This window comes from Streptomyces morookaense (assembly GCF_013030945.1).
GTDB classification, from domain to species: Bacteria; Actinomycetota; Actinomycetes; order Streptomycetales; family Streptomycetaceae; genus Streptomyces; species Streptomyces morookaensis.
Genome location: NZ_JABBXF010000044.1, coordinates 1 through 25,563 on the forward strand (window position 1 = coordinate 1; position 25,563 = coordinate 25,563).

The following is a 25,563-nucleotide window of genomic DNA, read 5'->3' on the forward strand; positions in this document are numbered from 1 at the left end:
GGCCCTGAAGCAGGCCGCCGGACTGTAGGGCCGGCATCGTCCAATGGCCCTGGACCAGAGCGTCTCCGGGGCCTTGGCCGAAGGTACAGACCGGACATGCGGGGCCTGGGGGAAGTCACAGAATGCGACTCCCATTGGCCAGTCAGCGGCGACATCATGGATGATGGGTCCAGGAACCTCAGCCCGATCCGGTGCGGGTTCGGTGCTGACTCCCCACCCGCTTTGTACTCAAAACCGCAGGTGAGAGAGCCAGTATGCGTTTCCTCAACGACCAGAAGCCGCCGTACGACCTCACGTACGACGACGTGTTCATGGTGCCGAGCCGCTCCGCGGTCGGTTCCCGCCAGGCAGTGGACCTCTCCACTCCGGACGGAACGGGCACCACCATCCCGCTCGTGGTCGCCAACATGACCGCGATCGCCGGCCGCCGCATGGCCGAGACGGTCGCCCGCCGCGGTGGCCTCGTGGTCATCCCCCAGGACATCCCGATCGAGGTCGTCACCGACGTCATCTCCTGGGTCAAGAGCCGGCACCATGTGCTCGACACCCCCATCGTGCTGAGCCCCTCCCAGACCGTCGCCGACGCGCTCTCCCTGCTGCCCAAGCGGGCCCACGGCGCCGGCGTCGTCGTCGACGAGGACCAGCGCCCGGTCGGCGTCGTCACCGAGCACGACCTGACCGGCGTGGACCGCTTCACCCAGCTGTCCGAGGTGATGTCCAAGGAGCTGCTGCTCCTCGACGCCGACATCGACCCGCGCGAGGCGTTCAACCAGCTCGACGCCGCCCACCGCAAGCTCGCCCCCGCCGTCGACAAGGACGGCAGGCTGGCCGGCATCCTGACCCGCAAGGGCGCCCTGCGCGCGACCCTCTACACCCCGGCCGTCGACGCGGACGGCAAGCTGCGCATCGCCGCCGCCGTCGGCATCAACGGCGACGTGGCCGGCAAGGCCAAGGCCCTGCTCGCCGCCGGTGCGGACACCATCGTCGTGGACACCGCGCACGGCCACCAGGAGGGCATGATCGCGGCGGTCAAGGCCGTCCGCGGGCTGGACCCGCAGGTCCCGATCGTCGCGGGCAACATCGTCGCCGCCGAGGGCGTGCGCGACCTCATCGAGGCCGGCGCGGACATCATCAAGGTCGGTGTGGGCCCGGGCGCCATGTGCACCACCCGCATGATGACCGGCGTGGGCCGCCCGCAGTTCTCCGCGGTGCTGGAGTGCGCCGCCGAGGCGAAGAAGTACGGCAAGCACGTCTGGGCCGACGGTGGCGTCCGTCACCCGCGCGATGTCGCCATGGCGCTCGCCGCCGGTGCCTCCAACGTCATGATCGGCTCCTGGTTCGCGGGTACCTACGAGTCCCCGGGCGACCTCCAGCAGACCGCCGACGGGCGGCTCTACAAGGAGAGCTTCGGCATGGCCTCGGCCCGCGCCGTGCGCAACCGCACCTCCGAGGAGTCGGCCTACGACCGCGCCCGCAAGGGCCTTTTCGAGGAGGGCATCTCCACCTCCCGCATGTTCCTCGACCCGGCCCGCCCGGGTGTCGAGGACCTGATCGACTCGATCATCGCGGGTGTCCGTTCCTCCTGCACCTACGCCGGCGCAGGCTCCCTGGAGGAGTTCGCCGAGCGTGCCGTCGTCGGCGTCCAGAGCGCCGCTGGTTATGCGGAGGGCAAGCCGCTGCACGCCAGCTGGCAGTAGTCCCGCAGTGCCCGAAAGGGGCGCGACCCGGTTTCCGGGTCGCGCCCCTTTTTGCTTCGCTTTTTTGCTCAGCCTGTACCGATTGCTGATGCAGGGTGCAATGATCTTTCGTTTCGGAGCACCCCACGCAATGATCGAACGGCCATACGCAATAATGGTGCATTACGAGCGCAGGTCATCACCTCGTAAGGTCTGCGCAGAACGTGGAGTGGCGGGTACCGCTTGCTCGGCGGTACCCCCTGCTACGGGACAGCTCTGCCCTGTCGGCGCGCCCGTGGGTGACCGCCGTTCGCCCGCGCCCTCCACCGGCAGCGATAAGGAGCCACCCAGTGTTGGACCACGGCACAGCGCCCCCCGCCACCGGTCACGACGCGCGCACCCCGCAGGCGCCCGTCGGATTCGGTGCCCGTCTGATGCGACGCAAGCCGGTCGAACGGCTGGTCGCCGAGGGCGGCCAGGGCGAGGGCGGCACCCTGCGCCGGTCGCTCGGCATGTGGCAGCTGACGATGATCAGCATCGGTGCCACGCTGGGCACCGGCATCTTCGTCGTGCTCGGCGAGGCCGTCCCCAAGGCCGGTCCCGCGGTCATCGTCTCGTTCGTCATCGCCGGCATCACCGCGCTGTTCTCGGCCCTGTCCTACGCCGAGCTCGCCGGCACGATCCCGGTGTCCGGGTCCTCGTACTCGTACGCCTACGCCACCCTGGGCGAGCTCGTCGCCTGGGTCTGCGGCTGGTGCCTGATCCTGGAGTACGGCGTCTCGGTCGCGGCCGTCGCCGTGGGCTGGGGGCAGTACCTGAACGAGCTGCTCGACGGCACGATCGGGGTCACCATCCCGGCGTCGCTGGCCAACCCGCCGGGCGACGGCGGCATCTTCAACCTGCCGGCGCTGATCGTCGTGCTGCTGTGCATGGTGTTCCTGCTGGGCGGGGCGAAGGAGAGCGCCCGGGCGAACACGATCATGGTCGTGGTGAAGATCGCCGCGCTGCTGCTCTTCTGCGGCGTCGCCTTCCAGGGCGTCAAGGCCGGCAACTACGCCCCGTTCATGCCGCTGGGCGTGGCGGGCGTGAGCTCGGCCGGTGCCTCGCTGTTCTTCTCCTACATCGGCTTCGACGCCGCCTCCACCGCGGGCGAGGAGGCCAAGGACGCCCAGCGCGACCTGCCGCGCGCGATCATGCTCTCGCTGATCATCGTCACCGCGCTGTACTGCCTGGTCGCGGCTGTCGCCGTCGGTGCCCTGCCGTGGAAGCAGTTCGCGGGCACGGAGGCCGCGCTCGCCGGGATCATGAAGGACGTCACGGGTCAGAGCTTCTGGGCCGTGCTGCTCGCGGCCGGTGCCGTCATCGCCATCGCGAGCGTCGTGCTGACCGTGCTCTACGGCCAGACCCGCATCCTCTTCGCCATGTCCCGTGACGGCCTGGTCCCCAAGGCCTTCTCCAAGGTGCACGCCAAGAGCGGTGTCCCGCGGACGAACACGATCATCGTCTCGCTGTTCTGCGGCGTCCTCGCGGCGGCCGTCCCGCTGGGCCAGCTCGCCGACGCCACCAGCATCGGCACGCTCTTCGCCTTCGCCCTGGTCAACGTCGCCGTGATCGTGCTGCGGCGCACCCGCCCCGAGATGAAGCGCAGCTTCCGGGTGCCGCTCAGCCCGTTCTTCCCGGCCATCGGCTTCCTGCTCTGCATCTACATGATGGGCAGCCTGGACGTCGTCACATGGGAGGTCTTCGGCGCCTGGATGGTCGTCGGCCTGCTGATCTACTTCTTCTACGGGCGCAAGGCCTCCCGGCTCGAGCGCGAGTCCGCGGGGGAGACGGAGACGCCCGCCGTGGAGCCCGCTGCTGCGGAGTAGGCCTGCGATGTCGCGATTGCGCCGTCCGTGATCTACTTCTCACTACAGCAGACCTCTTAGAGAAGTGATCCACCCGCAGTGCGACTGAACGAGCTCGACGAACGCATCGTGCATGCCCTGGCCGAAGACGCCAGGCGCTCCTACGCCGACATCGGCGCGGAGATCGGGCTGAGCGCGCCGGCCGTCAAACGGCGCGTCGACCGGCTCCGCGCCGAGGGCGCCATCACGGGGTTCACGGTCCGCGTGGACCCCGCGGCACTCGGCTGGGAGACCGAGGGGTTCATCGAGCTCTACTGCCGCCGGAACACCTCGCCCGAGGCGATCCACCGGGGGCTGTCCCGCTACCCGGAGGTCGCCTCGGCCTCCACGGTCACGGGCGAGGCCGATGCGATCGTCCAGATCTTCGCCTCGGACATGCGGCACTTCGAACGGGTCCTGGAACGCATCGCGGGCGAGCCGTTCGTCGAACGGACGAAGTCGGTGCTCGTCCTCTCCCCGCTGTTGCGGCGCTTCAGCTCCGGGGCGCCGTCCTAGGGCGTGCCCGACGGGTCAGCTCGTGGCGTTCGGCGAGAGCGCCGTGAACCACAGCAGGGCCACGGTCGCCACACCCATGATCGGCGTGAGGATCTCCGTCTCCAGCCGGTTGCCGCTGGACTTGATCACCACTATTTCGTAGCGGGTCCTGATCGGCCACAGCCAGGGCGCGCCCCGCTTGGTGATCGAGTCGCCCAGCAGATGGGCCACGCAGCCCAGCCCGACGGCGTACGGCAGCCAGCCCGGCGCCGAGGGGATGAACTTGGCTATCACCGCGGTGCCGATGCCGGCCATCGCCACGATGGTGCCCCACGCGTGGAAACCGTGGCCGGGCGGGCAGATGTTGAGCGCCCGGACGGCCAGGGCCAGCAGGAAGAACGTCATGCCCAGCGTGAACGGCCGCCCCAGGAACGTCACTCCGGCCCAGCTGCCGAGCGTCATCAGCGCGACGAAGAACAGCGAGTGCGTGGCGTGCCGGTGGCCGCCGGAGGCCCAGGCCACGAAGCGGCACAGCGTCTTGGACACCGGGCCGAGGAAGTTGGCTATGGTTCCGTCGTGATGGTCCAGGTCCGGCAGCAGCGCGGCACCGGCGCACAGGACCGTTCCCATCAGTATTTCCTGCGGCGCCAGATGCGCATGCATGACCAGCGGCGGCAGGTACGGTGCCGTGCCCGCGAACAGCAGCGCACCGCTCACGGCGTGCGAGTGGCCCATCATGACGTGGTCGTTCTCCCCGTTCCGGCGTCACGAGGGTGACGCATCATCAAAACCCGGGAGACGCTACCAGCAAGATCCACGGTTCCCTCAGGCGAGCAGCCCCTTCAGCCGGGCCCGGGTGAACGCCGCGATCGTGAACGCACAGGTGATGGCACCGGACGCGATCATCTCCTCCGCCGTGCGCCGGGACACGGTGCTCGCCCGCCGGATGCCCTCGGCCGTGTCCAGGGCGCCCGTGCCGCGGATGCGGGCCGCGAAGAGCTCGACGTGCTCGCCGAGCAGCCCGCTGTCGGGATGCAGCGCACCCAGCGGCACCAACTCCTCGGCTTGCGCGCCCAGTTCCTCCTCCAGCTCGCGCACCGCGTTCGCCGCGCCGGTGGCCCCCGCCGCCCCCATGCCCCGCGGCGCCTCCCAGTGCCAGCGGCGGGTGGCATGCCGGTAGTGCTCGACGAGCACGATGCCGTCGGCACCGACCAGCGGCAGCACCACGGCACCGGGGCTCTCCGCCGTGGGCACCAGCCGGACGTACAGCCCCAGCGCACCGCCGGGAAAGCGGACCGCGTCGCGCACGACGGTCACGAACCGGTCGGCGTAGACCACACCGACCGGTTCGTCCGTGCCCGCTCCGACGCTGCGCCGCGCCTCCTCGATACGGGCGGGATCGAGGAGAATCTCGATCCCGCCCGGCGAGTTCCCGAACAGCTCCGGGCGCGCGGCGCGCAGGCGGTCATAGGGGGTCACGGCGTCTCCTCGCACGGGCTTCAGTAGTCCAGGTTCTCGTCCTGGACGGTGGCCGAGCTGGTGGCGGCCGCCCGGCGGGCCTGCTCCTGGTACCCGGGCAGTCGGCGGACCATGCTGTGGAACTGTTCCCATTCACGCGTGCTGTCGAACCGGACGGAGGCCATCTCGCGGGCGAACTTCTGCTCGCGGCGCCCCTCCCGCCGGTTGCGCAGCACCAGTTGCACGGATCCGCCGTACTTGGCCGTGGCGGCGCCTATTTCACCGGTGACGGACCAGGTCTCGTTCCCCGTGATCGCGGAGAAGACGCTGCCGCCGATGGTGATGACGATCTCCAGGACCGGCCACCATTTGTTGGCCCGGGCCCGCTGGGCGTATCGGGCCCCGGCGAGGCGCACGATCTCGGAGTTCAGCCGCACATAGCGGTCGAAGACCAGCCCCGCGCGCTCGTGGAAGGCGACCGGGTCGGCGATGAGGGCGTCGAACGCCTCCATGTAGCGGTGCCACGGTGTGCTCTGCCGCAGGGACACGATGTCCTCGAGGGCCAGCGCGTCCACCGTGGACGGGGTGAGGGCGAGCCGGTCCTGCACCGTGGAGAACGCCTGGCGCTGCAGGAACAGCAGCAGTTGCTCCGGGTCCGTGATCGTCCCGCTCGGTGCGGTGCGCAGATCCCGCCACTCCTGGAGGGCGACCCGCCGGAGGCTGCCGGACGGGGTCAGCGGATACATGCCCAGGGCGTCGGCGAGATTGACGTTGTAGATGAGATCCAGCAGTTGCTTGATCTCCCCGGCGAACGGCTTCGCCCCGTCGTACTTCCCGTCGGACACCGGCAGGCCCGGTGCGGAGACGAACTGCTCGTAGAGCACGTTGCGGGTGACGTGCTGGTCGTGCGTGCGGCGCTCGTTGCTCAGCTGGACGACCTCGCCGATCTTCTCCGCGAACTGCTGCACCCGCCGCTCCGGGACCCCGACCTGGGAGGCCAGCAGGGGGATGTCCTTGGCGGTCAGTCCCTGGACGCGGGCGGCGAACGGGTTGAAGAGGGCGTTTCTGGTGGTGTCGGCGTTCTCCCGGTCGTCCCAGGAGAGCCGCACACACGTGGTGCGCGCACCCGCCGGCATCTGTTCCAGCGTCTCCTGCCAGGCGGCGAACCCCTCCTCGTCGACATCCACGCCGCGCGGCCGGTCGGCCGGCTCCCGCTCGTGGAGGAGATAGGGGACCAGAGCCCCCTCGGCCAGCAGCTTCTGGTGGGCGAGGCGGGCGGCGCCGCCCTCCAGGAGGTCCCGGCTCATGGCCCGGTTGTTGTAGAAGAACACCCGGTTGACCACGACCTGCCGGGTGTTGATGAGGCTGCGGAAGTACTCCGCCCGGACCTCCTTCCCGCGTATGTTCTCGACGTCCCTCAAAGACCGGCCCTTTTTGACCATTTCTCTGGTCAGGCGAGCAGTGACCCACTGGTTGTCGAGGGATTGCGCGATCACCGCGCCTTTCCGTAATTCGGGTGGTCGCACCTTGATCGTCGTCCCGGCCGTGCCCTGCGTCATGTCAACCCCCAGTCCTCCGACCGACGCGCCAACGGTAGCGGTGCGTGCAACGAATCGCCGCGATGCCGCCGAAACGCGCAATGAATATGCCGAAGACACGCAACATCGATGCCTTGTCCCGCCCTGTTACCGGCCCGTACCGTCAAGGCGTTTAACGAATCCTTGTCTCCCGGGTCTCCCCGCTCGATCAGCTGAAGAGGACGCCGTATGAAGCCGCTGCGCATCGCGCTGTACCAGGGCCCCGGCGGCGTTCCGTCCTCCACCGCCGACAGCCTTGCCGCCCTTGCCGCCGCCGCCCGGCGGGCGGCCGACGGGGGTGCGCGGCTGCTGTTGACCAACGAGCTGTACCTGAGCGGATACGCCGTCGGCTCCCGGTTCGGCGAACTCGCGGAACCCGCCGACGGGCCCGGCGCCGAGGCCGTCTCCCGGATCGCGGCCGAGCACGATCTGGCCATCGGCTACGGCTACCCGGAGCGGGACGGCGACACGGTCTTCAACTCCTTCCAGCTCTTCGGCCCGGACGGCTCCCGGCTCGCCAACTACCGCAAGGCGCACGTCTTCGGCGACTACGAGAACGCCCACTTCACCCCCGGCCGGGAGCTCGTCGTCCAGGCCGACCTCGACGGCGTCCGCCTCGGCCTGCTGATCTGCTACGACGTCGAGTTCCCCGAGGCCGTGCGCGCCCACGCGCTCGCCGGGACCCAGCTGCTGCTCGTCCCGACGGCACTGGTGCGCCCGTTCGAGATCGTCCCGCAGACGATCGTGCCGGCCCGCGCCTGGGAGAGTCAGCTCTACATCGCCTACGTCAACCGCTGCGGTGTCGAAGGCGAGTTCCCCTTCGCCGGGCTGTCCTGCCTGGCCGCACCCGACGGGACCGTACGGGCCCGGGCCGGGGCCGGTGAGGATCTCGTCCTCGCCGAGGCGGACCCGGCCCTGCTCGCGTCCTCGCGTGCCCTGAACACCTATCTGAGCGACCGGCGCCCCGAGTTGTACGGCGCGCTGCGCTGACCACCGCGGTACCTCGCCTGCCACCCCCTCCCCAACACCCCCTGTCAGTAGGAGAGTCCAGCCGATGACGTCCACGGTGCCCACCGCCGCCCACGACGAGCACGAGTCCGGCCGGCCCGTCGAGCCGCCGATCACCATGTTCGGCCCGGACTTCCCCTTCGCCTACGACGACTTCCTCGCCCACCCGGCGGGCCTCGGCCAGATACCGGCGACCGAGCACGGCACCGAGGTCGCCGTGATCGGCGGCGGGCTGTCCGGGATCGTGGCCGCGTACGAGCTGATGAAGATGGGGCTCAAGCCCGTCGTCTACGAGGCGGACCAGATCGGCGGACGGCTGCGCACCGTCGGCTTCGAGGGCTGCGACGGCGACCTGACCGCCGAGATGGGCGCGATGCGCTTCCCGCCCTCCTCCACCGCCTTCCAGCACTACATCGACCTGGTGGGCCTGGAGACCAAGCCGTTCCCCAACCCCCTTGCCCCCGCGACCCCTTCCACCGTCGTGGACCTCAAGGGCGAGTCGCACTATGCGGAGTCGATCGACGACCTGCCGCAGGTCTACCGCGACGTGGCCGACGCGTGGAACGCCTGCCTGGAGGAGGGCGCGGACTTCTCCGACATGAACCGCGCCATGCGCGAGCGCGACGTGCCGCGCATCCGCGAGATATGGGCGAAGCTGGTGGAGAAGCTCGACAACCAGACCTTCTACGGCTTCCTCTGCGACTCCGCGGCCTTCAAGTCCTTCCGGCACCGCGAGATCTTCGGCCAGGTCGGCTTCGGCACCGGCGGCTGGGACACCGACTTCCCCAACTCCATCCTGGAGATCCTGCGCGTCGTCTACACCGAGGCGGACGACCACCACCGCGGCATCGTCGGCGGCAGCCAGCAGCTTCCGCTGCGGCTGTGGGAGCGCGAGCCCGAGAAGATCGTCCACTGGCCGCTGGGCACTTCGCTGTCCTCGCTGCACGGCGGCGCGCACCGCCCGGCCGTGACCCGGCTGCACCGCACGTCGGGCAACCGCATCACGGTGACCGACGCGGACGGCGACATCCGCTCCTACCGGGCGGCGATCTTCACGGCGCAGTCCTGGATGCTGCTGTCCAAGATCCAGTGCGACGACGAGCTGTTCCCCATCGACCACTGGACGGCGATGGAGCGGACGCACTACATGGAGTCGTCCAAGCTGTTCGTGCCGGTCGACCGGCCGTTCTGGCTGGACAAGGCCGTCGACGACAGGGGGAATCCGACGGGCCGGGACGTCATGTCGATGACGCTCACCGACCGGATGACCCGCGGCACTTACCTCCTGGACGACGGGCCGGACAAGCCCGCCGTCATCTGCCTCTCCTACACCTGGTGCGACGACAGCCTCAAGTGGCTTCCGCTGTCCGCGGGTGAGCGCATGGAGGTCATGCTCAAGTCGCTCGGCGAGATCTACCCCAAGGTCGACATCCGGAAGCACATCATCGGCAATCCGGTGACGGTCTCCTGGGAGAACGAGCCGTACTTCATGGGCGCGTTCAAGGCGAACCTGCCCGGCCACTACCGCTACCAGCGGCGGCTGTTCACCCACTTCATGCAGGACCGGCTGCCCGAGGACAAGCGGGGCATCTTCCTCGCGGGCGACGACATCTCCTGGACGGCCGGCTGGGCCGAGGGTGCCGTGCAGACCGCGCTCAACGCCGTGTGGGGCGTGATGCACCAGTTCGGCGGCGGGACGGATGCGACGAACCCCGGCCCCGGCGACGTCTACGACGAGATCGCCCCGGTCGAGCTGCCGGAGGACTGACGCGGGGAGCGGCGTGGGGGTCGGCGCGGGGCGCTTCAGCCCAGCGGAGTGAGCAGACACCGGCTCACCATCCCCACGCTCGCGTCGATACGTTCCGTGAACTCCTCGGCCAGATCGGGGAGTTCGCGCAGGGCCCACAGGGCCCGGAAGGCGGACCAGGCGGCGCCGCGGGCCGCCTCCAGGGTCCACGACCCCAGCAGGTGCATCAGCGGATCGGCGACGTCCAGCAGGTCCGGGCCCGGCGACAGGTCCTCCCGGATCCGCTCCTCCAGCGTGATCAGCAGCCGGCCGACGCGCTGGAAGTCGCCTTCGAGCGCGCAGGGTTCGGCGTCCAGCGCGCGGCAGGTGTCGACCAGGGCCAGGGCGAGGTCGTGCCCGATGTGGGCGTTGATGCCCGCCAGGGCGAACTGCAGGGGCCGTACCGCGGGGTGGCCGCGCATCTGGATCAGCGGGCGCCAGCAGGCGGGCGGGCGCCGGCCCGCCTCGGGGTGCACCGCGTCGAGGTAGCGGTCCGCGAAGAGCACGTCGAGCTCGGCGGCCGCCGCCCGGTCCGGGAAGGCGCCGGAATCCAGCCGGTGCACGACCTCCTCGGTGACCGTCAGGTACACCCCGTTGAAGACGGCCACGCCGTCCGTCGGCGGCAGCGCGGCCGCCAGTTCCCGCATGTCGTCCAGGACACCGTCGAGTCCGGTGACCGTCCCCCGCGTCATCGTCATATACGTAGAGTGACAGACGAATGCGGAGAGTAGGCGAACCTGCCGGACAGTTAAGCCGAACGGGTGAACGAACGGCGGGCCTCCGGCGCTCTACGACTCCTCTGTCCCGGCGGCGTCCGCCTCGGCGTCGTACGCGCTCGTGCCCTCGTCCAGCAGCGGTTCCTGCTGCTTGAGGTGGGCGGGAGCCAGGGCACGCAGCGCGTGGTAGCCGCTGATGACCACGATCGTCCCCAGCGCGATGCCGCTCAGCTCGAAGTTCTTGGTGATCTTGAGGCTGACGCCGCCGATGCCGATGATGATGCCCGCCGCGAGCGGCACCAGGTTCAGGGGGTTGCGCAGGTCGACCTTGTTGTGGACCCAGATCTGCGCGCCGAGCAGGCCGATCATGCCGTAGAGGATGACCGTGATGCCGCCGAGCACCCCGCCCGGGATCGCCGCCACGACCGCGCCGAACTTGGGGCAGACGCCGAAGAGAAGGGCGAAGCACGCCGCGGCCCAGTAGGCGGCGGTGGAGTAGACGCGGGTCGCGGCCATGACGCCGATGTTCTCGGAGTAGGTGGTGTTGGCCGGACCGCCGACCGCCGTGGAGAGCACGGTGGCCACGCCGTCCGCCGAGATCGCCGTGCCCAGCTCGTCGTCCAGCGGGTCGCCGGTCATCTCGCCGACCGCCTTGACATGGCCGGCGTTCTCCGCGATCAGCGCGATGACCACCGGCAGCGCCACGAGCGCCGCCGACCAGCCGAAGCTCGGCCCGTGCAGCGACGGCAGTCCGATCCAGTCGGCCTTGGCGACGCCCGAGAGGTCCAGCCGCCAGTGGTCGACGGCCTCCGTGCCGCCGTGCACCGAGTGGATCTTGCCGAAGACCCGGTCGGAGAGCCAGGAGACCGCATAGCCGAAGAGCAGTCCGAGGAAGATCGCCACGCGGGACCAGAAGCCGCGCAGACATACCACCGCGAGCCCGGTGAAGAGCATGGTCAGCAGCGCCGTCCACTGGTCCTGCGGCCAGTAGGTGGTGGCCGTCACCGGCGCCAGGTTGAAGCCGATCAGCATGACGACGGCGCCGGTGACCACCGGCGGCATCGTCGCGTGGATGACCCGCGCCCCGAACTTCCGCACCGCCAGGCCCGCGAGGAAGAGCACGGCGCCGACGACGAGGATGGCTCCGGTGACCGCGGCGCTGCCGCCGCCCTGTGCCCGGATGATCGCGGCGACGCCGACGAAGGAGAGGCTGCAGCCGAGGTAGCTGGGCACCCGGCCGCGCGTCGCCAGCAGGAAGAGCATGGTCGCGACGCCGGACATCATGATCGCCAGGTTCGGGTCCAGGCCCATGAGCACCGGAGCCACGAACGATGCGCCGAACATGGCCACGACGTGCTGGGCGCCCAGTCCCGCGGTCCTGGGCCAGGAAAGACGCTCGTCCGGTCTGACGACGGCGCCGGGGGCGGGGGTGCGGCCGTCGCCGTGCAGGGTCCAGCGGAGGCCGAGGCCCATGGTGTGCTCCTGGGGGTTTCCGTGCGGGGGTCCCGGTCATGTTAGGCGGGCGGCGGAGGGCGGATTCCCCGGCCCGGTTCCCCTCGGGCCGCCGTGCGGCCCGGCGTTGCTGCGATCGGCGCAATTCTCACCCCTTAGGGCTGTATGCCCATGACCGACGGCTGGGGGCCGACGGATGCGAGGTATGGGTGGGTTGTCCGATTTCCTGCAATCCAGGAGAGATACATGCGTAAGTTCGTCGGCCGCACCGCGGCTGCCGCGATCCTCGCCGCGGGCGTTGTCGTTCCGGTCGCCGGGGTGGCCCAGGCCGCGCCGGCGGCGCCCCACCACCACGCGTGGGACCACGACCACGACGGCGATCGTGACAGGGGTCGCGAAGGCGACCGTGACAGAGGTCGCGAAGGCGACCGCGACAGGGGCCGTGACCACGGCCGTGAGCATGGCCGCGACCGTGACTGCGACCGTGGCTGGGACCGCGGTTGGGAGCGCGGCCGTGACTGCGACCGCGGCTGGGAGCGCGGTGGCTGGGAGCGCGGTGGCTGGGACCGCGGCCGTGACTGCGACCGCGGCTGGGACCGCGGCGGTTGGGGCGGCGGCTGGGGCGACCACGGCTGGATCGTAGGCCTGCTCCGGCACCACCACCACAACTTCTGGGGCAACGGCTGGGGTTGGGGCGGCGGCTGGGGCTGGGGTGGCGGCGGTCACGAGCGTGGCCGTGACTGCGACCGTGGCTGGGACCGCGGTTGGGAGCGCGGTGGCTGGGAGCGTGGCGGTCGTGACTGCGACCGTGGCGAGCGCGGCTGGGACCGTGGCGACCGCGGCCGTGACTGCGACCGCGGCGAGCGCGGCGAGCGTGGCCGTGACCGCGACTGCGACCGCGAGGGCGGCCGCCACCGGGGACACAACCGGATCGGCATCCTGATCTGACGTTCGCACGCCTCACGGTCCCCCACCACGGGCCGTGGACCGGGTCCTTCGGGCCCGCTCCACGGCCCGCGGCGCGTCCCCGGCCGGACGCAGCGCGCCCGCCGCGAGCAGCAGGCCCGCCGCCAGCAGGGTCACCAGGCCGAAGGACACCGACAGGGACGTCGCCGCGGCGAGCTGCCCGACGGCGGCCGGTGCCACCAGGCCCGAGGTGTAGACGATCGTCGCGACCCCCGCGATGGCGCGGGCGGGCTGCGGACCGCTGCGCCCCGCCGCCGCGAAGACCAGCGGGACGACCACCGCAACTCCCAGGCCGATCAACGCGAATCCGGCCATCGCCGGCACCGGGCCGCGCGCCGTGACCACCAGCGCGCCGCCGGCGGCCGCCACCGCACCGCCCGCCCGGACCGCCGCCACCGGGCCGAACCGCCGCACCACCGTGTCGCCCGCGAGCCGGGCCGCCGCCATCGTGCAGGTGAACGCCGTCGTACAGGCCGCCGCGAGACCCGGATCGGCGCCCAGCTCCCGGCGGAGGTACACCGCCGACCAGTCCAGGCCCGCCCCCTCGGCGAACACCGCGCAGAAGCCCACCGCCCCGATGGCCAGCGCGGAACGCGGCGGCAGGGCGAAACGCGGCGGCGGATCCTGTGCCGCGTCCGTCCCCCCGCGCACATCCGGGACCCACCGGCAGACGGCGGGCCCCAGCAGGGCGAGACCCGCGGCGGTCAGGCCGAGATGGACGCGGGCGTCGGTCCCGTGGTGCGCGGCCAGCGTGCCCAGCGCCGAACCCGCGAGCGTCCCCGTGCTCCACATCCCGTGCAGCCCCGACATGATCGAGCGGCCCAGCCGGTCCTCGACCTCCACCCCGAGCGCATTCATGACGACGTCCACCATTCCGGCCGCCGCCCCGTACCCGGCCAGCGCGGCGCACAGGACCACCGGGCCGGGGGAGAGCGCGGGCAGCGCGAAGGCGGCGCACAGCAGGACGAGCAGCCCGCGCAGCGCCGCCCGGCTGCCGAACCGGTGGCCGAGCCGCGCCGCCAGGGGCATGGCGCACGAGGCGCCGAGCGCGGGGAAGACAAGGGCGAGACCGAGCCGCCCCGGCCCGAGTCCGAGGTGGTCCTGGATCCACGGGAGCCGGGTGGCGAGGCTTCCGGACAGGGCGCCGTGCAGGGCGAAGACCGCGGCGAGGGCCCGCCGCGCCGGTGATAACGGGCAGTCGTACCGTCTCATCCGGCCCAGTGCAGCAGCAGCACCCCGGGTCCGGCCAGAGGGCCGCGGGCGGGGGAGTGCACCGCCCCACGTGACCGGTGTCTCACCCAGAACCACTCCCTCCATGTCAAGACCCCGTGGACACCGTGGCGTCGCGCGGCGTACGCTCGGAGGCGCCGGATCTGCTGATTTCTGGGAAACCGCAGGTCAGGCACTATGCAACAGCAAACGACAATCGTTTACGCAGCGCACTCCGGGGTCGGTGAAAGTCCGAACCGGCGGTTACAGTCCGCGACCCGTCCGCAGCCAGCGGCCGGTTGACCAGGTGAAATTCCTGGACCGACGGTTAAAGTCCGGATGGGAGGCAGTGCGCGGCGGGTACGCATCGGCACATCGTCGCGGCCGGCGCGGGCGGTCCGTCCCTCGTGGGCGTCGGCAACCCCCGCAGTCCGTCCCGGATGTGGTTTCCCGGTGCAGTGCACCCGCTTCTCGTCGTCCCCCGACGACGGCCCCGGAGTCCGTGCCCCGAAGAGGCAGGAGGACCCCGGTGGCCACCGCTACCGAAGCAGACGCGATGCGCCGCGCCATGGTGCTCGCCGCCCGCGGCCTCGGTTCGACCAGCCCCAACCCCGTCGTCGGCTGCGTGATCCTCGACCCGGACGGCCGCACCCTCGGCGAGGGCTGGCACCGTCGGGCCGGCGGGCCGCACGCCGAGGTCGAGGCCCTGCGCGCCGCCGCCGGAGCGGGCCACGACGTGCGCGGCGGCACCGCCGTCGTCACCCTCGAACCCTGCAACCACACCGGTCGCACCGGCCCCTGCGCCCAGGCGCTGATCGACGCCGGGATCGCCCGCGTCGTCTACGCCGTCGCCGACCCCAACCCCGTCGCCACCGGCGGCGCCGCCACCCTCGCCGCAGCGGGCGTGGACACCGAGGGCGGCCTGCTGGCCGACGAGGCCGCGGCGGGCAACGCCGCCTGGCTCACCTCGGTGCTGCACCACCGACCCTTCGTGACCTGGAAGTACGCCGCCACCCTCGACGGCCGCAGCGCCGCCGCCGACGGGACCAGCCGCTGGATCACCTCCGCCGCGTCCCGTGCGGACGTGCACCGGCTGCGCGCCGAGGCCGACGCCGTCGTGGTCGGTTCGGGCACCCTGCACGCCGACGACCCGCATCTCGCCGTACGCGGACGCCCGGACGCCACCCAGCCGCTGCGCGTCGTCGCCGACACCCGCGCCACCGTCAAACCCGGCGCCCGGGTCCTGGACGATGCGGCCCCCACCCTCGTCGCCGTCGCCGAGGACGCCGACACCCGGCACCTCGCCGGGACCGGAGGGTCCGGGAACGTCGATGTCGTCCGGCTGCCCCGCGCCGCGAACGGGCCCGGCCTCGACGTCACCGCCCTGCTCGCCGCCCTGCGCGAACGCGGCGTCTGCTCCGTCCTGTTGGAGGGCGGACCCACGCTCGCCGGGTCCTTCCTGGCGGCCGGTGCCGTCGACCGCGTCGTCGGCTACCTCGCCCCCGCCCTCCTCGGGGCCGGCCCCACCGCCCTCGGCGACGCCGGAATCGGCACCATCGCCCAGGCGTTGCGCCTCGACGTGACCGACGTCGCCCGGCTCGGCCCCGACCTGCGCATCACCGCCACACCCACCGCCCCCGCCACCGTCCCCGCCACCGAGGAGAGTTGAGCGTGTTCACCGGAATCGTCGAAGAACTGGGTGAAGTCGTCGCCGTCGAACAGCTCGGCGACAGCTCCCGGTTCAAGCTGCGCGGCCCCATCGTCACCGAAGGCGCCAAGCACGGCGACTCGATCGCCGTCAACGGCGTCTGCCTCACCGTCGTCGAGCACGCCGACGGGGAGTTCACCGCGGACGTGATGGCCGAGACCCTCAATCGCTCCAGCCTCGGCGCCCTCGCGCCCGGCTCGCGCGTCAACCTCGAACGCCCCATGGCGCTCGGCGGACGCCTGGGCGGGCACCTCGTCCAGGGACACGTCGACGGCACCGGCACCATCGTCGAGCGGACGCCCGGCGAGCACTGGGAGATCGTGAAGATCGCGCTGCCGGACGGACTCGGCCGCTACGTCGTGGAGAAAGGGTCCATCACCGTCGACGGCGTGAGCCTGACCGTCGTCGACGCTGCCGACGACCACTTCACCGTCAGCCTCATCCCCACCACGCTCGACCTGACCACCCTCGGGATCAAGAAGCCCGGCGACCCGGTCAACCTGGAGGTCGACGTCCTCGCCAAATACGTCGAGCGGCTGCTCGGCCACTCGTCCCGCACCTCCGGGGAGCCTGTCGCATGAGCGCCCTCACCTGGCTGAACGGCGAGGCCTTCACGGTCGCCGGGCAGCACGTCATCTGGTCGGACATGGTCGGCAACACCGTGGGCCTCATCGCCCTCGCGCTCGGCTGGCGCCGCAACATGTGGACCTGGCCGATCCAGTTGCTCTCCGGCGTCATCCTCGTCGCCGCATACGCCTCCGCCCACCTCAGCGGCGGCGTGGGCAAGCAACTCCTCGTCATCGGCGTGGCCGTATGGGGCTGGCGGCAGTGGGTGCGCGGCCGGCGCGACGCGCAGGACGGCTCGATAGCCGTGCGCTTCGGCACGTGGCGCGAACGCGGCCTGCTGCTCGCGGGCACCGCCGTCGGCACCCTCGCCGTGGGCGGGCTGTTCACGGCCGTGCCCCAACTGTCCTGGAACCCCTGGCCGGACGCCTACATTTTCGTCGGCACCCTGACCGCGATGGTCTGCCAGGCCCGCGGGCTGGTGGAGTTCTGGTTCGCCTGGCTGCTCGTCGACGTGGTCGGCGTGCCGCTCGCGTTCAGCAGCGGCCTGGCGTTCTCCGGTCTTGTCTATGTCGTCTACTTCGCCCTCGTCGTATGGGGCATGCGCGACTGGTGGCTGCGCTCGCGCCGGGCGAGCGTGCCGACGGCCGCTGTTGCGGAAGGAGTTGCAGCGTGACCACGTTGCAGAGCTGGACTGTTGCCGACGAACTCGTGCTGGACCCCGTCGAGCGGGCCATCGCCGACATCGCGGCCGGCCGGCCCGTCGTCGTGGTGGACGACGCGGACCGCGAGAACGAGGGCGACCTCGTCGTCGCCGCCGAGAAGGTCACCCCCGAGATCGTGGCCTTCATGATGAGCGAGTGCCGCGGACTGATCTGCGTGCCGCTGGAGGAGCCGGACATCGACCGGCTCGACCTGCCGCAGATGGTCGCGCGTAACACCGAGACGATGGGCACCGCCTTCACCGTCTCCGTCGACGCCGGCCGCGAACACGGCACCAGCACCGGCATCTCCGCCGCCGACCGGGCCATCACCATCGCGATGCTCGCCGACCCGGCGTCCGTCCCCGGCGACTTCGTCCGCCCCGGCCACGTCTTCCCGCTGCGCGCCAAGCCCGGCGGTGTCCTGGTCCGCCCCGGCCACACCGAGGCCGGGGTCGACCTGGCCCGGCTCGCCGGGCTGCGCCCGGCCGCCGCGATCGTGGAGATCGCGGGCGAGGACGGCGCCATGCTGCGGCTGCCCGAGCTGATCCCCTTCGCCCGCCGGCACGGCCTGTCCGTCATCTCCATCGAGGACCTCGTCGCCCACCGGCGCGCCACCGAGCCCGCCGTCCGCCGCGAGGCCACCACCCGGCTGCCCACCGCCTTCGGCGAATTCCGCGCCCACGGCTACCGCTCCACGGCGGACGGGGTCGAGCACATCGCACTCGTCGCGGGTGACCTCGGCGACGGCACGGACCTTCTGGTGCGCGTCCACTCCGAGTGCCTCACCGGGGACGTCTTCGGCTCGCTGCGCTGCGACTGCGGCCCCCAGCTGCAGGCATCCATGGAGCGGATCGCCGCCGAGGGCCGCGGGGTCGTGCTCTACCTGCGCGGCCACGAGGGGCGCGGCATCGGCCTGCTGCCCAAGCTGCGCGCCTACGAACTCCAGGAGGACGGGCGTGACACGCTCGACGCCAACCTGGAACTCGGCCTCCCCGCCGACGGCCGCGACTACGCCGTCGGGGCGCGCATCCTCGCCGACCTCGGCGTCCGGTCGCTGCGGCTGATGACCAACAACCCCGAGAAGACCGCCGCCCTCGTCCGGCACGGCCTCGCCGTCACCGGACGCGAGCCCATGCCCGTACAGGCGGGCGAGCACAACCTCCGGTACCTGCGCACCAAGCGCGACCGGATGGGCCACGACCTGCCCTGGCTCGACACCGACCCGGTGTCCGCCTGCGGCAACCAGTGAACCGACCCGACCAGAACCGAGGAGAGACGTGAGCGGCAAGGGCGCACCCGAGCTGAGTGTGAAGAACTGCCAGGACCTGCGAGTGGCCGTGATCGCCGCCCAGTGGCACGAGAAGGCGATGGACGGTCTCGTCGACGGCGCCCTGCGCGCCCTGCACGAGCACGGCATCGACGAGCCGACCGTGCTGCGGCTGCCCGGCAGCTGGGAACTGCCGGTCGCCGCCAAGGTCCTGGCCGGCCGCGGCTACGACGCGATCGTCGCCCTCGGCGTCGTCATCCGCGGGGGCACGCCCCACTTCGACTACGTGTGCCAGGGCGTCACCCAGGGGCTCACCCAGGTGTCCGTCGACACCGGGGTCCCCATCGGCTTCGGCGTGCTGACCTGTGACACCGAGGAGCAGGCCCTGGACCGCGCCGGGCTGGAGGGCTCGTCCGAGGACAAGGGCCACGAGGCGGTCACCGCCGCCCTCACCACGGCGTCCGTCCTGCGCTCGGTGTCCGAGCCCTGGCACTGAGCGCCGCGGCGGACCCCGTAGGGTAGGGGGCACCATGGACAGGAAGACGTTCGAGGAGCTCTTCGCCGAGCTCCAGCAGAAGGCCTCCGGCGACCCGGCCACCTCTCGCACCGCCGAACTGGTGGGCAAGGGCGTGCATGCCATCGGCAAGAAGGTTGTCGAAGAGGCCGCCGAGGTGTGGATGGCCGCCGAGTACGAGGGCGCCGAGGCCACCGCCGAGGAGATCTCCCAGCTCCTCTACCACCTCCAGGTGATGATGATCGCCCGGGGCATCTCCCTGGACGACGTCTACGCCCACCTCTGACCGTCCGGTCAGCAACCACCCCAACCCCTCCCACGCACAAAGGAAACCGACCTCATGCTGCGCATCGCCGTCCCCAACAAGGGTTCTCTCTCCGAGCCTGCGTCGGCGATGCTCCATGAGGCCGGCTACCGCCAGCGCAAGGACCGCAGGGAACTCGTCCTCGTCGACGCGGAGAACGAGGTCGAGTTCTTCTTCCTGCGCCCCCGCGACATCGCCGTCTACGTGGGCTCCGGCAAGCTCGACATCGGCATCACCGGCCGCGACCTGCTGCTCGACTCCGGCTCGCAGGCCGAGGAGATCATGCAGCTCGGCTTCGCCGGCTCCACCTTCCGCTACGCGACCCGCCCGGGCACCGCGAAGGACGTCGCCGACTTCGGCGGCATGACCATCGCCACCTCCTTCTCCGGCCTGGTCACCAAGCACCTCGCCGACAACGGCGTGGACGCCTCCGTCGTGCACCTCGACGGCGCCGTCGAGACCGCCATCCAGCTGGGCGTCGCCGAGATCATCGCCGACGTCGTGGAGACCGGCACCACCCTGCGCAACGCCGGGCTGGAGATCATCGGCGAGCCGATCCTCAAGTCGGAGGCCGTGGTCATCCGGCGCACCGGCGCCCCGGCCGACGACCCCAAGGTGCAGCAGTTCCTGCGCCGCATGCAGGGCGTCCTGGTCGCCCGGCGCTACGTGATGATGGACTACGACATCCGCGTCGAGCACGTCGAGCGCGCGGTCGCCCTCACCCCCGGCCTGGAGTCGCCCACCGTCTCCCCGCTGCACCACGAGGGCTGGGTCGCGGTCCGCTCGATGGTCCCGGCGAAGGACGCCCAGCGGATCATGGACGAGCTGTACGAGCTCGGTGCCCGCGCCATCCTGACCACCGGCATCCACGCCTGCCGCCTCTGACCTCCGGTCCGCACGCACCACGAGAGCCCGGAGGAGAACACCGTGCCCGAGCTGCCCGTCACCTTCCGCCCGACCCGCACCCGCATCGTCCTGCTCACCATGGGCGTCGCGCTGCTCGTCGCGCTCACGGCGGTCTCGCTGATGCTGGAGGCCCTGTCCACCGGGGACCGGATCACCTTCATCACCACCGGGCTGCTCGGCCTCGGGGTCCTCTTCCTCCTCAGCCGTCCCAAGGTCGTGGCCACCCCGGACGGCGTGACCGTGGTGAACCTCACCCGCAGCCGCCGGCTGGCCTGGGCGGAGATCGTCCGCGTGAACCTGCGCAACGGCGACGCCTGGGTGCACCTCGACCTCTCCGACGGCACCAGCCTGCCCGCCATGGGCATCCAGCCCGGCGTGGCCAGGGAGCGGGCCATCGCCGACTTCAAGGCGCTCCGGGCCCTCGTCGAGGCACACGGAACCGGCCCTTCCACGGCCTGACGTGGTCCATCGCCCGGGTTTCTTGATTACTCTGGTGCCTCGGGCACACACGTGCCCGCCCCGACCGGGGTACCTGCGAACCGAGGAGTGACTCCCTCCGGCAATGGACGGATCGTCCTGTAGTACCTGCGCCGCCTCCCCTCGCGAGGCGGCGTCATGAGTGTCACCGTGTCTCTTCTGCTGCTTGCCGCAGCACTGCTCCTGATCCTGGCGAACGGCTTCTTCGTCGCCGCCGAATTCGGCCTCGTGACCGTCGGGAAGCCGGAGGCCGAGCGGGCCGCGGCGGACGGCGACCACCGGGCCCGGACCGTGGTCGACTCCCTGCGCGAGCTGTCCTTCCAGCTCTCCGGCACCCAACTCGGCATCACCATCACCTCCTTGGCGGTCGGCATGCTGGCCGAGCCCGCGCTCGGCCGGCTGTTCACCGGGCCGGTCACCGCGGCCGGGCTGCCGGCCGGTGCCGCCTCCGGCGTCGCCGTCGTGGCGGGCATGCTGGTCGCCTCCGCGGTGCAGATGGTCGTCGGCGAGCTCGTGCCCAAGAACTGGGCCGTCTCCCGGCCGCTGCAGGTCGCCCGCTTCGTGGCCGGCCCGCAGAGCGTCTTCACCCACCTCTTCCGGCCCGTGATCACCCTGCTCGACGCGGTCGCCAACCGGCTCGTCCGGGCGCTGGGCGTCGAGCCCGCCGAGGAGCTCGCCTCCGCCCGCACGCCCGGCGAACTCGTCTCGCTCGCACGGCACTCGGCCCTGGCCGGTGCCCTGGAGCAGGACACCGCCGACCTGTTCGTGCGCACCCTGTCGCTGGGCGACCTCACCGCACAGCATGTGATGACGCCCCGGGTGAAGGTCAGCGCCCTGCAGTCGACCGCGACCGCGGAGGACGTGCTCAACCTCACCCGCGCCACCGGCCTCTCGCGCTTCCCCGTCTACCGGGAGCGGCTGGACGAGGTCGTCGGCATGGTGCACCTCAAGGACGCCCTCGCGGTGCCCCGGCCCGACCGCGGACGCACGCCCGTCGGGCGGATCGCCGTGTCCCCCATGCTCGTCCCCGAGACCCTGCCGGTGCAGCCGCTGCTGGAACAGCTGCGCAGCGAGCAGCCGATAGCCGTGGTCGTCGACGAGTACGGCGGCACGGCCGGCGTGGTCACCCTGGAGGACATCGTCGAGGAGCTCGTCGGCGAGGTCCGCGACGAGCACGACGCGCTGGACGCCGACCGGCCCGAACTGGCGCCCGTCGTCTGCGAGGACGGCCGCTCCGCCTGGGACGCGGACGGCGGCTGCCGGGTCGACACGCTGCGGCGCATCGGACTGGAGGCGCCCGACGGCCCGTACGAGACCGTCGCCGGGCTCGTCGCCGACCTGCTGGGACGGATCCCCGTGTCCGGGGACGCCGCGGAACTGCCCGGCTGGCGGCTGTCGGTGCGGCGCGTGGGCCACCACCGGGCCGAGCGGGTGCGGATCGTGCGCACCGGCGGTGTGACGGGGGACGCCCGATGAGCGTGCTGCAACTCTTCTTCGCCGGCGTACTGGTGCTGGCCAACGGCTTCTTCGTGGGCGCCGAGTTCGCGCTCGTGTCCGTACGGCGCAGCCAGATCGAGCCGAAGGCGGCCGAGGGTTCGGGCCGCGCCCGGACGGTGCTGACCGGGCTGGAGAACCTGCCGCAGATGATGGCCGCCGCCCAGTTCGGCATCACCGTGTGCTCGCTGACCCTCGGTGCGGTCGCCGAGCCGACGGTGGCGGCGCTGCTGGAGCCGGTCTTCCAGGGCGTGGGGCTGCCGGACCAACTGGTGCATCCCCTGGGCTATGTGATCGCTCTGGCGCTGGTGGTGTTCCTGCACCTGGTGATCGGCGAGATGGTGCCGAAGAACCTCGCCATGGCCGCACCCGACCGCACCGCGCTGTGGCTGGGGCCGGGGCTGGTCGCCTTCGCCCGGGTGTGCCGACCGGTCACGCGGCTGCTGGGCGCCTGCGCGCACGCGGTGCTGCGGCTGTTCCGCGTCGAGCCCAAGGACGAGGTCGAGGCGGTGTTCACCAGTGAGCAGCTGACGCACCTCGTGGAGGACTCGCGGCAGGCCGGGCTCCTGGAGCCCGCCGAGCAGGAGCGGCTGGAGGACGCACTGGAGCTGGGCAGCCGGCCGGTGACCGATGTGCTGCTCGACCCCGCGACGCTGGTGACCGTCGACCCGTCGGTCACCCCGCGGCAGGTGGAGGAGCTGACCGTACGGACCGGCTACTCCCGGTTCCCCGTGTGCGCGTCACCCGGCGGGGCCTTCATGGGCTACCTGCACGTCAAGGACGTGCTGGACCTGGAGGACCGGGAACGGGCCGTGCCGCAGCACGTGTGGCGGCGGGTGGAGACCGTACGGGCCGAACTGCCGCTGGACGACGCCCTGACGGTGATGCGGAGGGCTGCCGCCCATCTGGCCGCGGTCACCGATGCGTCGGGGCGCGTGCTGGGGCTCGTCGCCCTGGAGGACGTGCTGGAGATGCTGGTCGGCGAGGTACGGGACCCGGCGCACCGGGTTCGCATGCCGGTTGCGGCACGGGTGCCGCGGGCTCCTCAGGAGCAGGAGGTGCTGGCGGGCTGACGGTTCGGGGCACCGTCGGTGCCCCGTCAGGGGCGCGGGGAACTGCGCGATCAGCCCCCACCGGGCCGCAGGCAAAGGCACCACCCACGGGGGTCCGGGGCGCAGCCCCGGGTACCTCGACTGCGGGTGCGTCGTGGTTGCTCGCGCAGTTCCCCGCGCCCCTACGGGGCGCGCCCCTCACGGGGAGAGGGACCCGCCTACTGCGGGTCCTGGGGGTCCCTCGTCTCCCGGCGGGTGACGCCCCAGCCGGGGCCCGAGAGGACCTCGCCGTAGGCCTGCATCAGGTCCGGGAGACGGAGGGTGGCCAGGTCGTCGCGGGTGGGGGTGCAGGGGGAGCAGGACAGGCGCAGGTCGCGGTAGGCGCAGCTCTTCTCGTAGAGGGTGCGCAGGAACCGGCCGTTGCCCAGTTCGTCGATCCAGCCCTGCTCGACCACGTGGGCGCTGATGCTGCGCAGTTCGTCCAGGGCCTCCTCGTCCCAGGCGTCGCCGTTCTCCCCGGCCAGGACCTCGCCGATGCTGGTGAGTTCGGAGGGACGGTAGCTGGGGAAGTCGACGCGAGTGGTGAAACGGGAGCCCAGGCCGGGGTTGGCGGCCAGCAGGCGGTCCATGCCCTCCGGGTAGCCGGCCAGGATGACCACCAGGCGGTCGCGGTTGTCCTCGGCGCGTTTGAGCAGCACCTGCAGCGCCTCGTCGCCGTAGGCGTCGCCCTTGCTGTAGCCGGAGTTGGAGAGGCTGTAGGCCTCGTCGACGAAGAGCACGCCGCCGAGCGCGGAGTCGATCAGTTCGTTGGCCTTGACGGCCGTCTGCCCCAGGAACTCGCCCACCAGGTCAGCCCGCTGGGCCTCGACCAGGTGGTCGCCGCCGAGCAGGCCGAGCGCGTAGAAGACCCGGCCGAGGATGCGGGCGACGGTGGTCTTGCCGGTGCCCGAGGGGCCGGAGAAGACGAAGTGCCGTTTGGGCGGCTGGACGGGCAGGCCCTGCCCGGCGCGCAGCCGCGCCATGTGCAGCTGTGCGGACAGCGCCCGCACCTGCCGTTTGACCGGCTCCAGCCCGACCATCCGCTCCAGTTCGGCGAGCGCCTTGGCGAGCAGGACGGGGTCGGAGCGCCCGGGCAGCGGCTGGGGGAGCGGCTGGGCGGGCACACGGAACTTCTCGCGCACGCCGTCGGAGTCGACCGGCGCGGTGCCGGTGGGCTCGGGGTCCATGCCGGTGAGGAGGTCGCGGTTGTCGAGGGGGCCGGGGGAGGTGCGTCCACCCGGGCCGCCCTGACCGGCCGGACCCGCCGGGGGAACCGCCGGGCCGGGCGGCGGGTCGGCCTCCGGCGGCGGGCTGCCGCCGAGAGGGACGGTCGGGAGGCCCAGGTGGTCGTCCAGACCGTCCGCGTCGGCGATGGCGGTCAGCCGGGCCGCGGTGTCCATGAAGGACGGGTCCACCCGGTGGACCGCCCGGTAGAGCGGGAGGGCGGCGGCGCTGCGGCCGGTGCCCTCGTGCGCCCGGGCCAGCCAGTAGCGCAGCTCCTTGCGCTGCGGCTGCTCGCTGCGGCACCGCATCAGCGCGGCGGCGAGCAGCGGTTCGGCCTGCCCGTACATCTCCAGCCGCACCCGCGCCATGCCGCCGAACAGCCCGGCCTCGATGCCCAGCAGGGCGTCGTCCAGCAGGGGTTCGGTGTGCCGGACGAGCTGGTCCCAGTCCTTGACCAGGTAGGCGCGGCAGGCGTGCAGGAAGCGCACCTGGGCGTCGGTCTCGGCCGGGGGACAGCCGGCCAGCGCCCGGTCCAGCTCGGGGACGTGCCGCCCGTCGAGCCAGTGCGAGGCGTGGGCGAGGAGCAGGTCACGGCTGTTCTCCAGCAACGGCTGGACCCACCAGCCCAGCCAGTACCAGGAGTTCAGCGGGCGCCGGTGCCGGGCGCGCTGTTCGCCGAACCTGTCGCGGTGCCGGTACATCCGCAGCAGCGCCGTGGTGGTGTCGGCGCGCAGCGCGTGCAGCCCGAGCCAGGCGTCGGCCATGCCGGGGTCGATGCGGACCGCCGTCCGGAACTCCTCCTCCGCCTGCGCGTAGGCGCCCATGGTGTAGGCGTCGACGGCGCGCAGCCAGGCGAGATCGGCCGGGGCGGGCGGGCCCTGCATGCCGAGATCCATCACGTCCCCCACAAACCTGCCCCCGTAGCGTGCTGCCGGGCGAGTGCCTGGCCGCGCCTTTCCGAACCGCTGTGCTGTGGACGGGAGTTGACCAGTGCTCTCGGCGCACCCGGCAACAGGTCCCGTGGAGGTCCCGACGGAGGGTGCGCCGCCTCGCATCGTACCTGCGCGGTCGGGATCGGCCG

The 25,563-nt window shown here is 71.7% G+C and carries 23 protein-coding genes and 1 riboswitch; of the genes, 16 read left to right on the plus strand and 7 right to left on the minus strand.

All coding sequences use genetic code 11. The features are described 5' to 3' along the window. Window positions 1-254 precede the first annotated feature (254 nt). The 3 genes from HG542_RS19685 (at window position 255) to HG542_RS19695 (ending at window position 4,078) form a co-directional block, all read left to right on the plus strand. Window positions 255-1,697: a GuaB1 family IMP dehydrogenase-related protein gene (locus HG542_RS19685; RefSeq protein ID WP_171083267.1), complete on the plus strand. Its 1,443-nt coding sequence runs from the start codon at window positions 255-257 to the stop codon at window positions 1,695-1,697. Window positions 1,698-2,026: 329 nt separating this feature from the next. After that, on the plus strand, window positions 2,027-3,544 hold the full coding sequence (locus HG542_RS19690; RefSeq protein ID WP_227724702.1) for an amino acid permease: 1,518 nt from the start codon (window positions 2,027-2,029) through the stop codon (window positions 3,542-3,544). 78 nt (window positions 3,545-3,622) lie between these two features. Then, the gene (locus HG542_RS19695) at window positions 3,623-4,078 is read left to right on the plus strand and encodes an Lrp/AsnC family transcriptional regulator (RefSeq protein ID WP_126913291.1); all 456 of its coding nucleotides are present in this window, start codon (window positions 3,623-3,625) and stop codon (window positions 4,076-4,078) included. A gap of 15 nt (window positions 4,079-4,093) precedes the next feature. Here HG542_RS19695 and HG542_RS19700 read toward each other — a convergent pair whose 3' ends face one another. The 3 genes from HG542_RS19700 to HG542_RS19710 form a co-directional block, all read right to left on the minus strand. After that, window positions 4,094-4,795: a metal-dependent hydrolase gene (locus tag HG542_RS19700; RefSeq protein WP_171083268.1), complete on the minus strand. Its 702-nt coding sequence runs from the start codon at window positions 4,793-4,795 to the stop codon at window positions 4,094-4,096. Window positions 4,796-4,882: 87 nt separating this feature from the next. Then, window positions 4,883-5,536: an NUDIX domain-containing protein gene (locus HG542_RS19705; RefSeq protein WP_171083270.1), complete on the minus strand. Its 654-nt coding sequence runs from the start codon at window positions 5,534-5,536 to the stop codon at window positions 4,883-4,885. 20 nt (window positions 5,537-5,556) lie between these two features. Then, the gene (locus tag HG542_RS19710) at window positions 5,557-7,074 is read right to left on the minus strand and encodes a hypothetical protein (protein ID WP_171083272.1); all 1,518 of its coding nucleotides are present in this window, start codon (window positions 7,072-7,074) and stop codon (window positions 5,557-5,559) included. A gap of 207 nt (window positions 7,075-7,281) precedes the next feature. Between HG542_RS19710 and HG542_RS19715 the strand changes: the two genes are divergently transcribed. Together HG542_RS19715 and HG542_RS19720 are read left to right on the plus strand one after the other, a co-directional pair. Next, window positions 7,282-8,082, plus strand: a complete 801-nt coding sequence (locus HG542_RS19715) for a carbon-nitrogen hydrolase family protein (RefSeq protein WP_171083274.1) — start codon at window positions 7,282-7,284, stop codon at window positions 8,080-8,082. A gap of 64 nt (window positions 8,083-8,146) precedes the next feature. Continuing rightward, window positions 8,147-9,868 (plus strand): flavin monoamine oxidase family protein, encoded by a 1,722-nt coding sequence (locus HG542_RS19720; RefSeq protein WP_171083276.1) that lies wholly within the window; start codon window positions 8,147-8,149, stop codon window positions 9,866-9,868. Between the two features lie 35 nt (window positions 9,869-9,903). Here the strand turns inward: HG542_RS19720 and HG542_RS19725 are convergent, their stop codons facing one another. After that, the gene (locus tag HG542_RS19725) at window positions 9,904-10,584 is read right to left on the minus strand and encodes a DUF5995 family protein (RefSeq protein ID WP_171083278.1); all 681 of its coding nucleotides are present in this window, start codon (window positions 10,582-10,584) and stop codon (window positions 9,904-9,906) included. A gap of 90 nt (window positions 10,585-10,674) precedes the next feature. Further along, a complete protein-coding gene (locus HG542_RS19730) occupies window positions 10,675-12,075 on the minus strand; it encodes a uracil-xanthine permease family protein (RefSeq protein WP_171083279.1) in 1,401 nt (466 codons plus the stop codon). Window positions 12,076-12,300: 225 nt separating this feature from the next. On the opposite strand from HG542_RS19730, the gene HG542_RS19735 reads away from it, so the two are divergent. Beyond that, entirely contained in the window at window positions 12,301-13,002 is a 702-nt protein-coding gene (locus HG542_RS19735) for a hypothetical protein (RefSeq protein WP_171083281.1), read from the plus strand. Between the two features lie 12 nt (window positions 13,003-13,014). On the opposite strand, the gene HG542_RS19740 is transcribed toward HG542_RS19735, so the two are convergent. Next, window positions 13,015-14,232, minus strand: a complete 1,218-nt coding sequence (locus tag HG542_RS19740; protein ID WP_171083283.1) for an MFS transporter — start codon at window positions 14,230-14,232, stop codon at window positions 13,015-13,017. Window positions 14,233-14,455: 223 nt separating this feature from the next. Then, window positions 14,456-14,586: riboswitch (FMN riboswitch) on the plus strand. Window positions 14,587-14,758: 172 nt separating this feature from the next. On the opposite strand from HG542_RS19740, the gene ribD reads away from it, so the two are divergent. The 10 genes from ribD (at window position 14,759) to HG542_RS19790 (ending at window position 23,240) form a co-directional block, all read left to right on the plus strand. Then, complete coding sequence (gene ribD / locus HG542_RS19745; RefSeq protein ID WP_171083284.1) at window positions 14,759-15,898, plus strand: bifunctional diaminohydroxyphosphoribosylaminopyrimidine deaminase/5-amino-6-(5-phosphoribosylamino)uracil reductase RibD; 1,140 nt, start codon at window positions 14,759-14,761, stop codon at window positions 15,896-15,898. Window positions 15,899-15,900: 2 nt separating this feature from the next. Beyond that, window positions 15,901-16,518 carry a riboflavin synthase gene (locus tag HG542_RS19750; RefSeq protein WP_171083286.1) on the plus strand — a complete coding sequence of 206 codons (618 nt, stop codon included), beginning with the start codon at window positions 15,901-15,903 and terminating at the stop codon, window positions 16,516-16,518. Beyond that, window positions 16,515-17,177 carry a nicotinamide mononucleotide transporter family protein gene (locus HG542_RS19755; protein WP_171083288.1) on the plus strand — a complete coding sequence of 221 codons (663 nt, stop codon included), beginning with the start codon at window positions 16,515-16,517 and terminating at the stop codon, window positions 17,175-17,177. Before HG542_RS19750 ends, HG542_RS19755 begins: the two co-directional genes overlap by 4 nt. Continuing rightward, window positions 17,174-18,454 carry a bifunctional 3,4-dihydroxy-2-butanone-4-phosphate synthase/GTP cyclohydrolase II gene (locus tag HG542_RS19760; RefSeq protein WP_227724715.1) on the plus strand — a complete coding sequence of 427 codons (1,281 nt, stop codon included), beginning with the start codon at window positions 17,174-17,176 and terminating at the stop codon, window positions 18,452-18,454. Before HG542_RS19755 ends, HG542_RS19760 begins: the two co-directional genes overlap by 4 nt. Window positions 18,455-18,482: 28 nt before the next feature. Further along, window positions 18,483-18,968, plus strand: a complete 486-nt coding sequence (ribH, locus tag HG542_RS19765) for a 6,7-dimethyl-8-ribityllumazine synthase (RefSeq protein WP_171083290.1) — start codon at window positions 18,483-18,485, stop codon at window positions 18,966-18,968. 34 nt (window positions 18,969-19,002) lie between these two features. Then, on the plus strand, window positions 19,003-19,272 hold the full coding sequence (locus HG542_RS19770) for a phosphoribosyl-ATP diphosphatase (RefSeq protein ID WP_171083291.1): 270 nt from the start codon (window positions 19,003-19,005) through the stop codon (window positions 19,270-19,272). Window positions 19,273-19,326: 54 nt separating this feature from the next. Continuing rightward, window positions 19,327-20,175 (plus strand): ATP phosphoribosyltransferase, encoded by an 849-nt coding sequence (gene hisG, locus HG542_RS19775; protein WP_171083293.1) that lies wholly within the window; start codon window positions 19,327-19,329, stop codon window positions 20,173-20,175. A 99-nt stretch (window positions 20,176-20,274) separates the two neighbouring features. After that, the gene (locus tag HG542_RS19780) at window positions 20,275-20,655 is read left to right on the plus strand and encodes a PH domain-containing protein (protein ID WP_171083432.1); all 381 of its coding nucleotides are present in this window, start codon (window positions 20,275-20,277) and stop codon (window positions 20,653-20,655) included. A 156-nt stretch (window positions 20,656-20,811) separates the two neighbouring features. Next, complete coding sequence (locus HG542_RS19785; RefSeq protein ID WP_171083295.1) at window positions 20,812-22,149, plus strand: hemolysin family protein; 1,338 nt, start codon at window positions 20,812-20,814, stop codon at window positions 22,147-22,149. Next, a complete protein-coding gene (locus tag HG542_RS19790) occupies window positions 22,146-23,240 on the plus strand; it encodes a hemolysin family protein (protein ID WP_171083297.1) in 1,095 nt (364 codons plus the stop codon). Before HG542_RS19785 ends, HG542_RS19790 begins: the two co-directional genes overlap by 4 nt. 197 nt (window positions 23,241-23,437) lie before the next feature. Here the strand turns inward: HG542_RS19790 and HG542_RS19795 are convergent, their stop codons facing one another. Further along, window positions 23,438-25,378: an AAA family ATPase gene (locus HG542_RS19795; protein WP_171083299.1), complete on the minus strand. Its 1,941-nt coding sequence runs from the start codon at window positions 25,376-25,378 to the stop codon at window positions 23,438-23,440. Window positions 25,379-25,563: the final 185 nt, after the last annotated feature.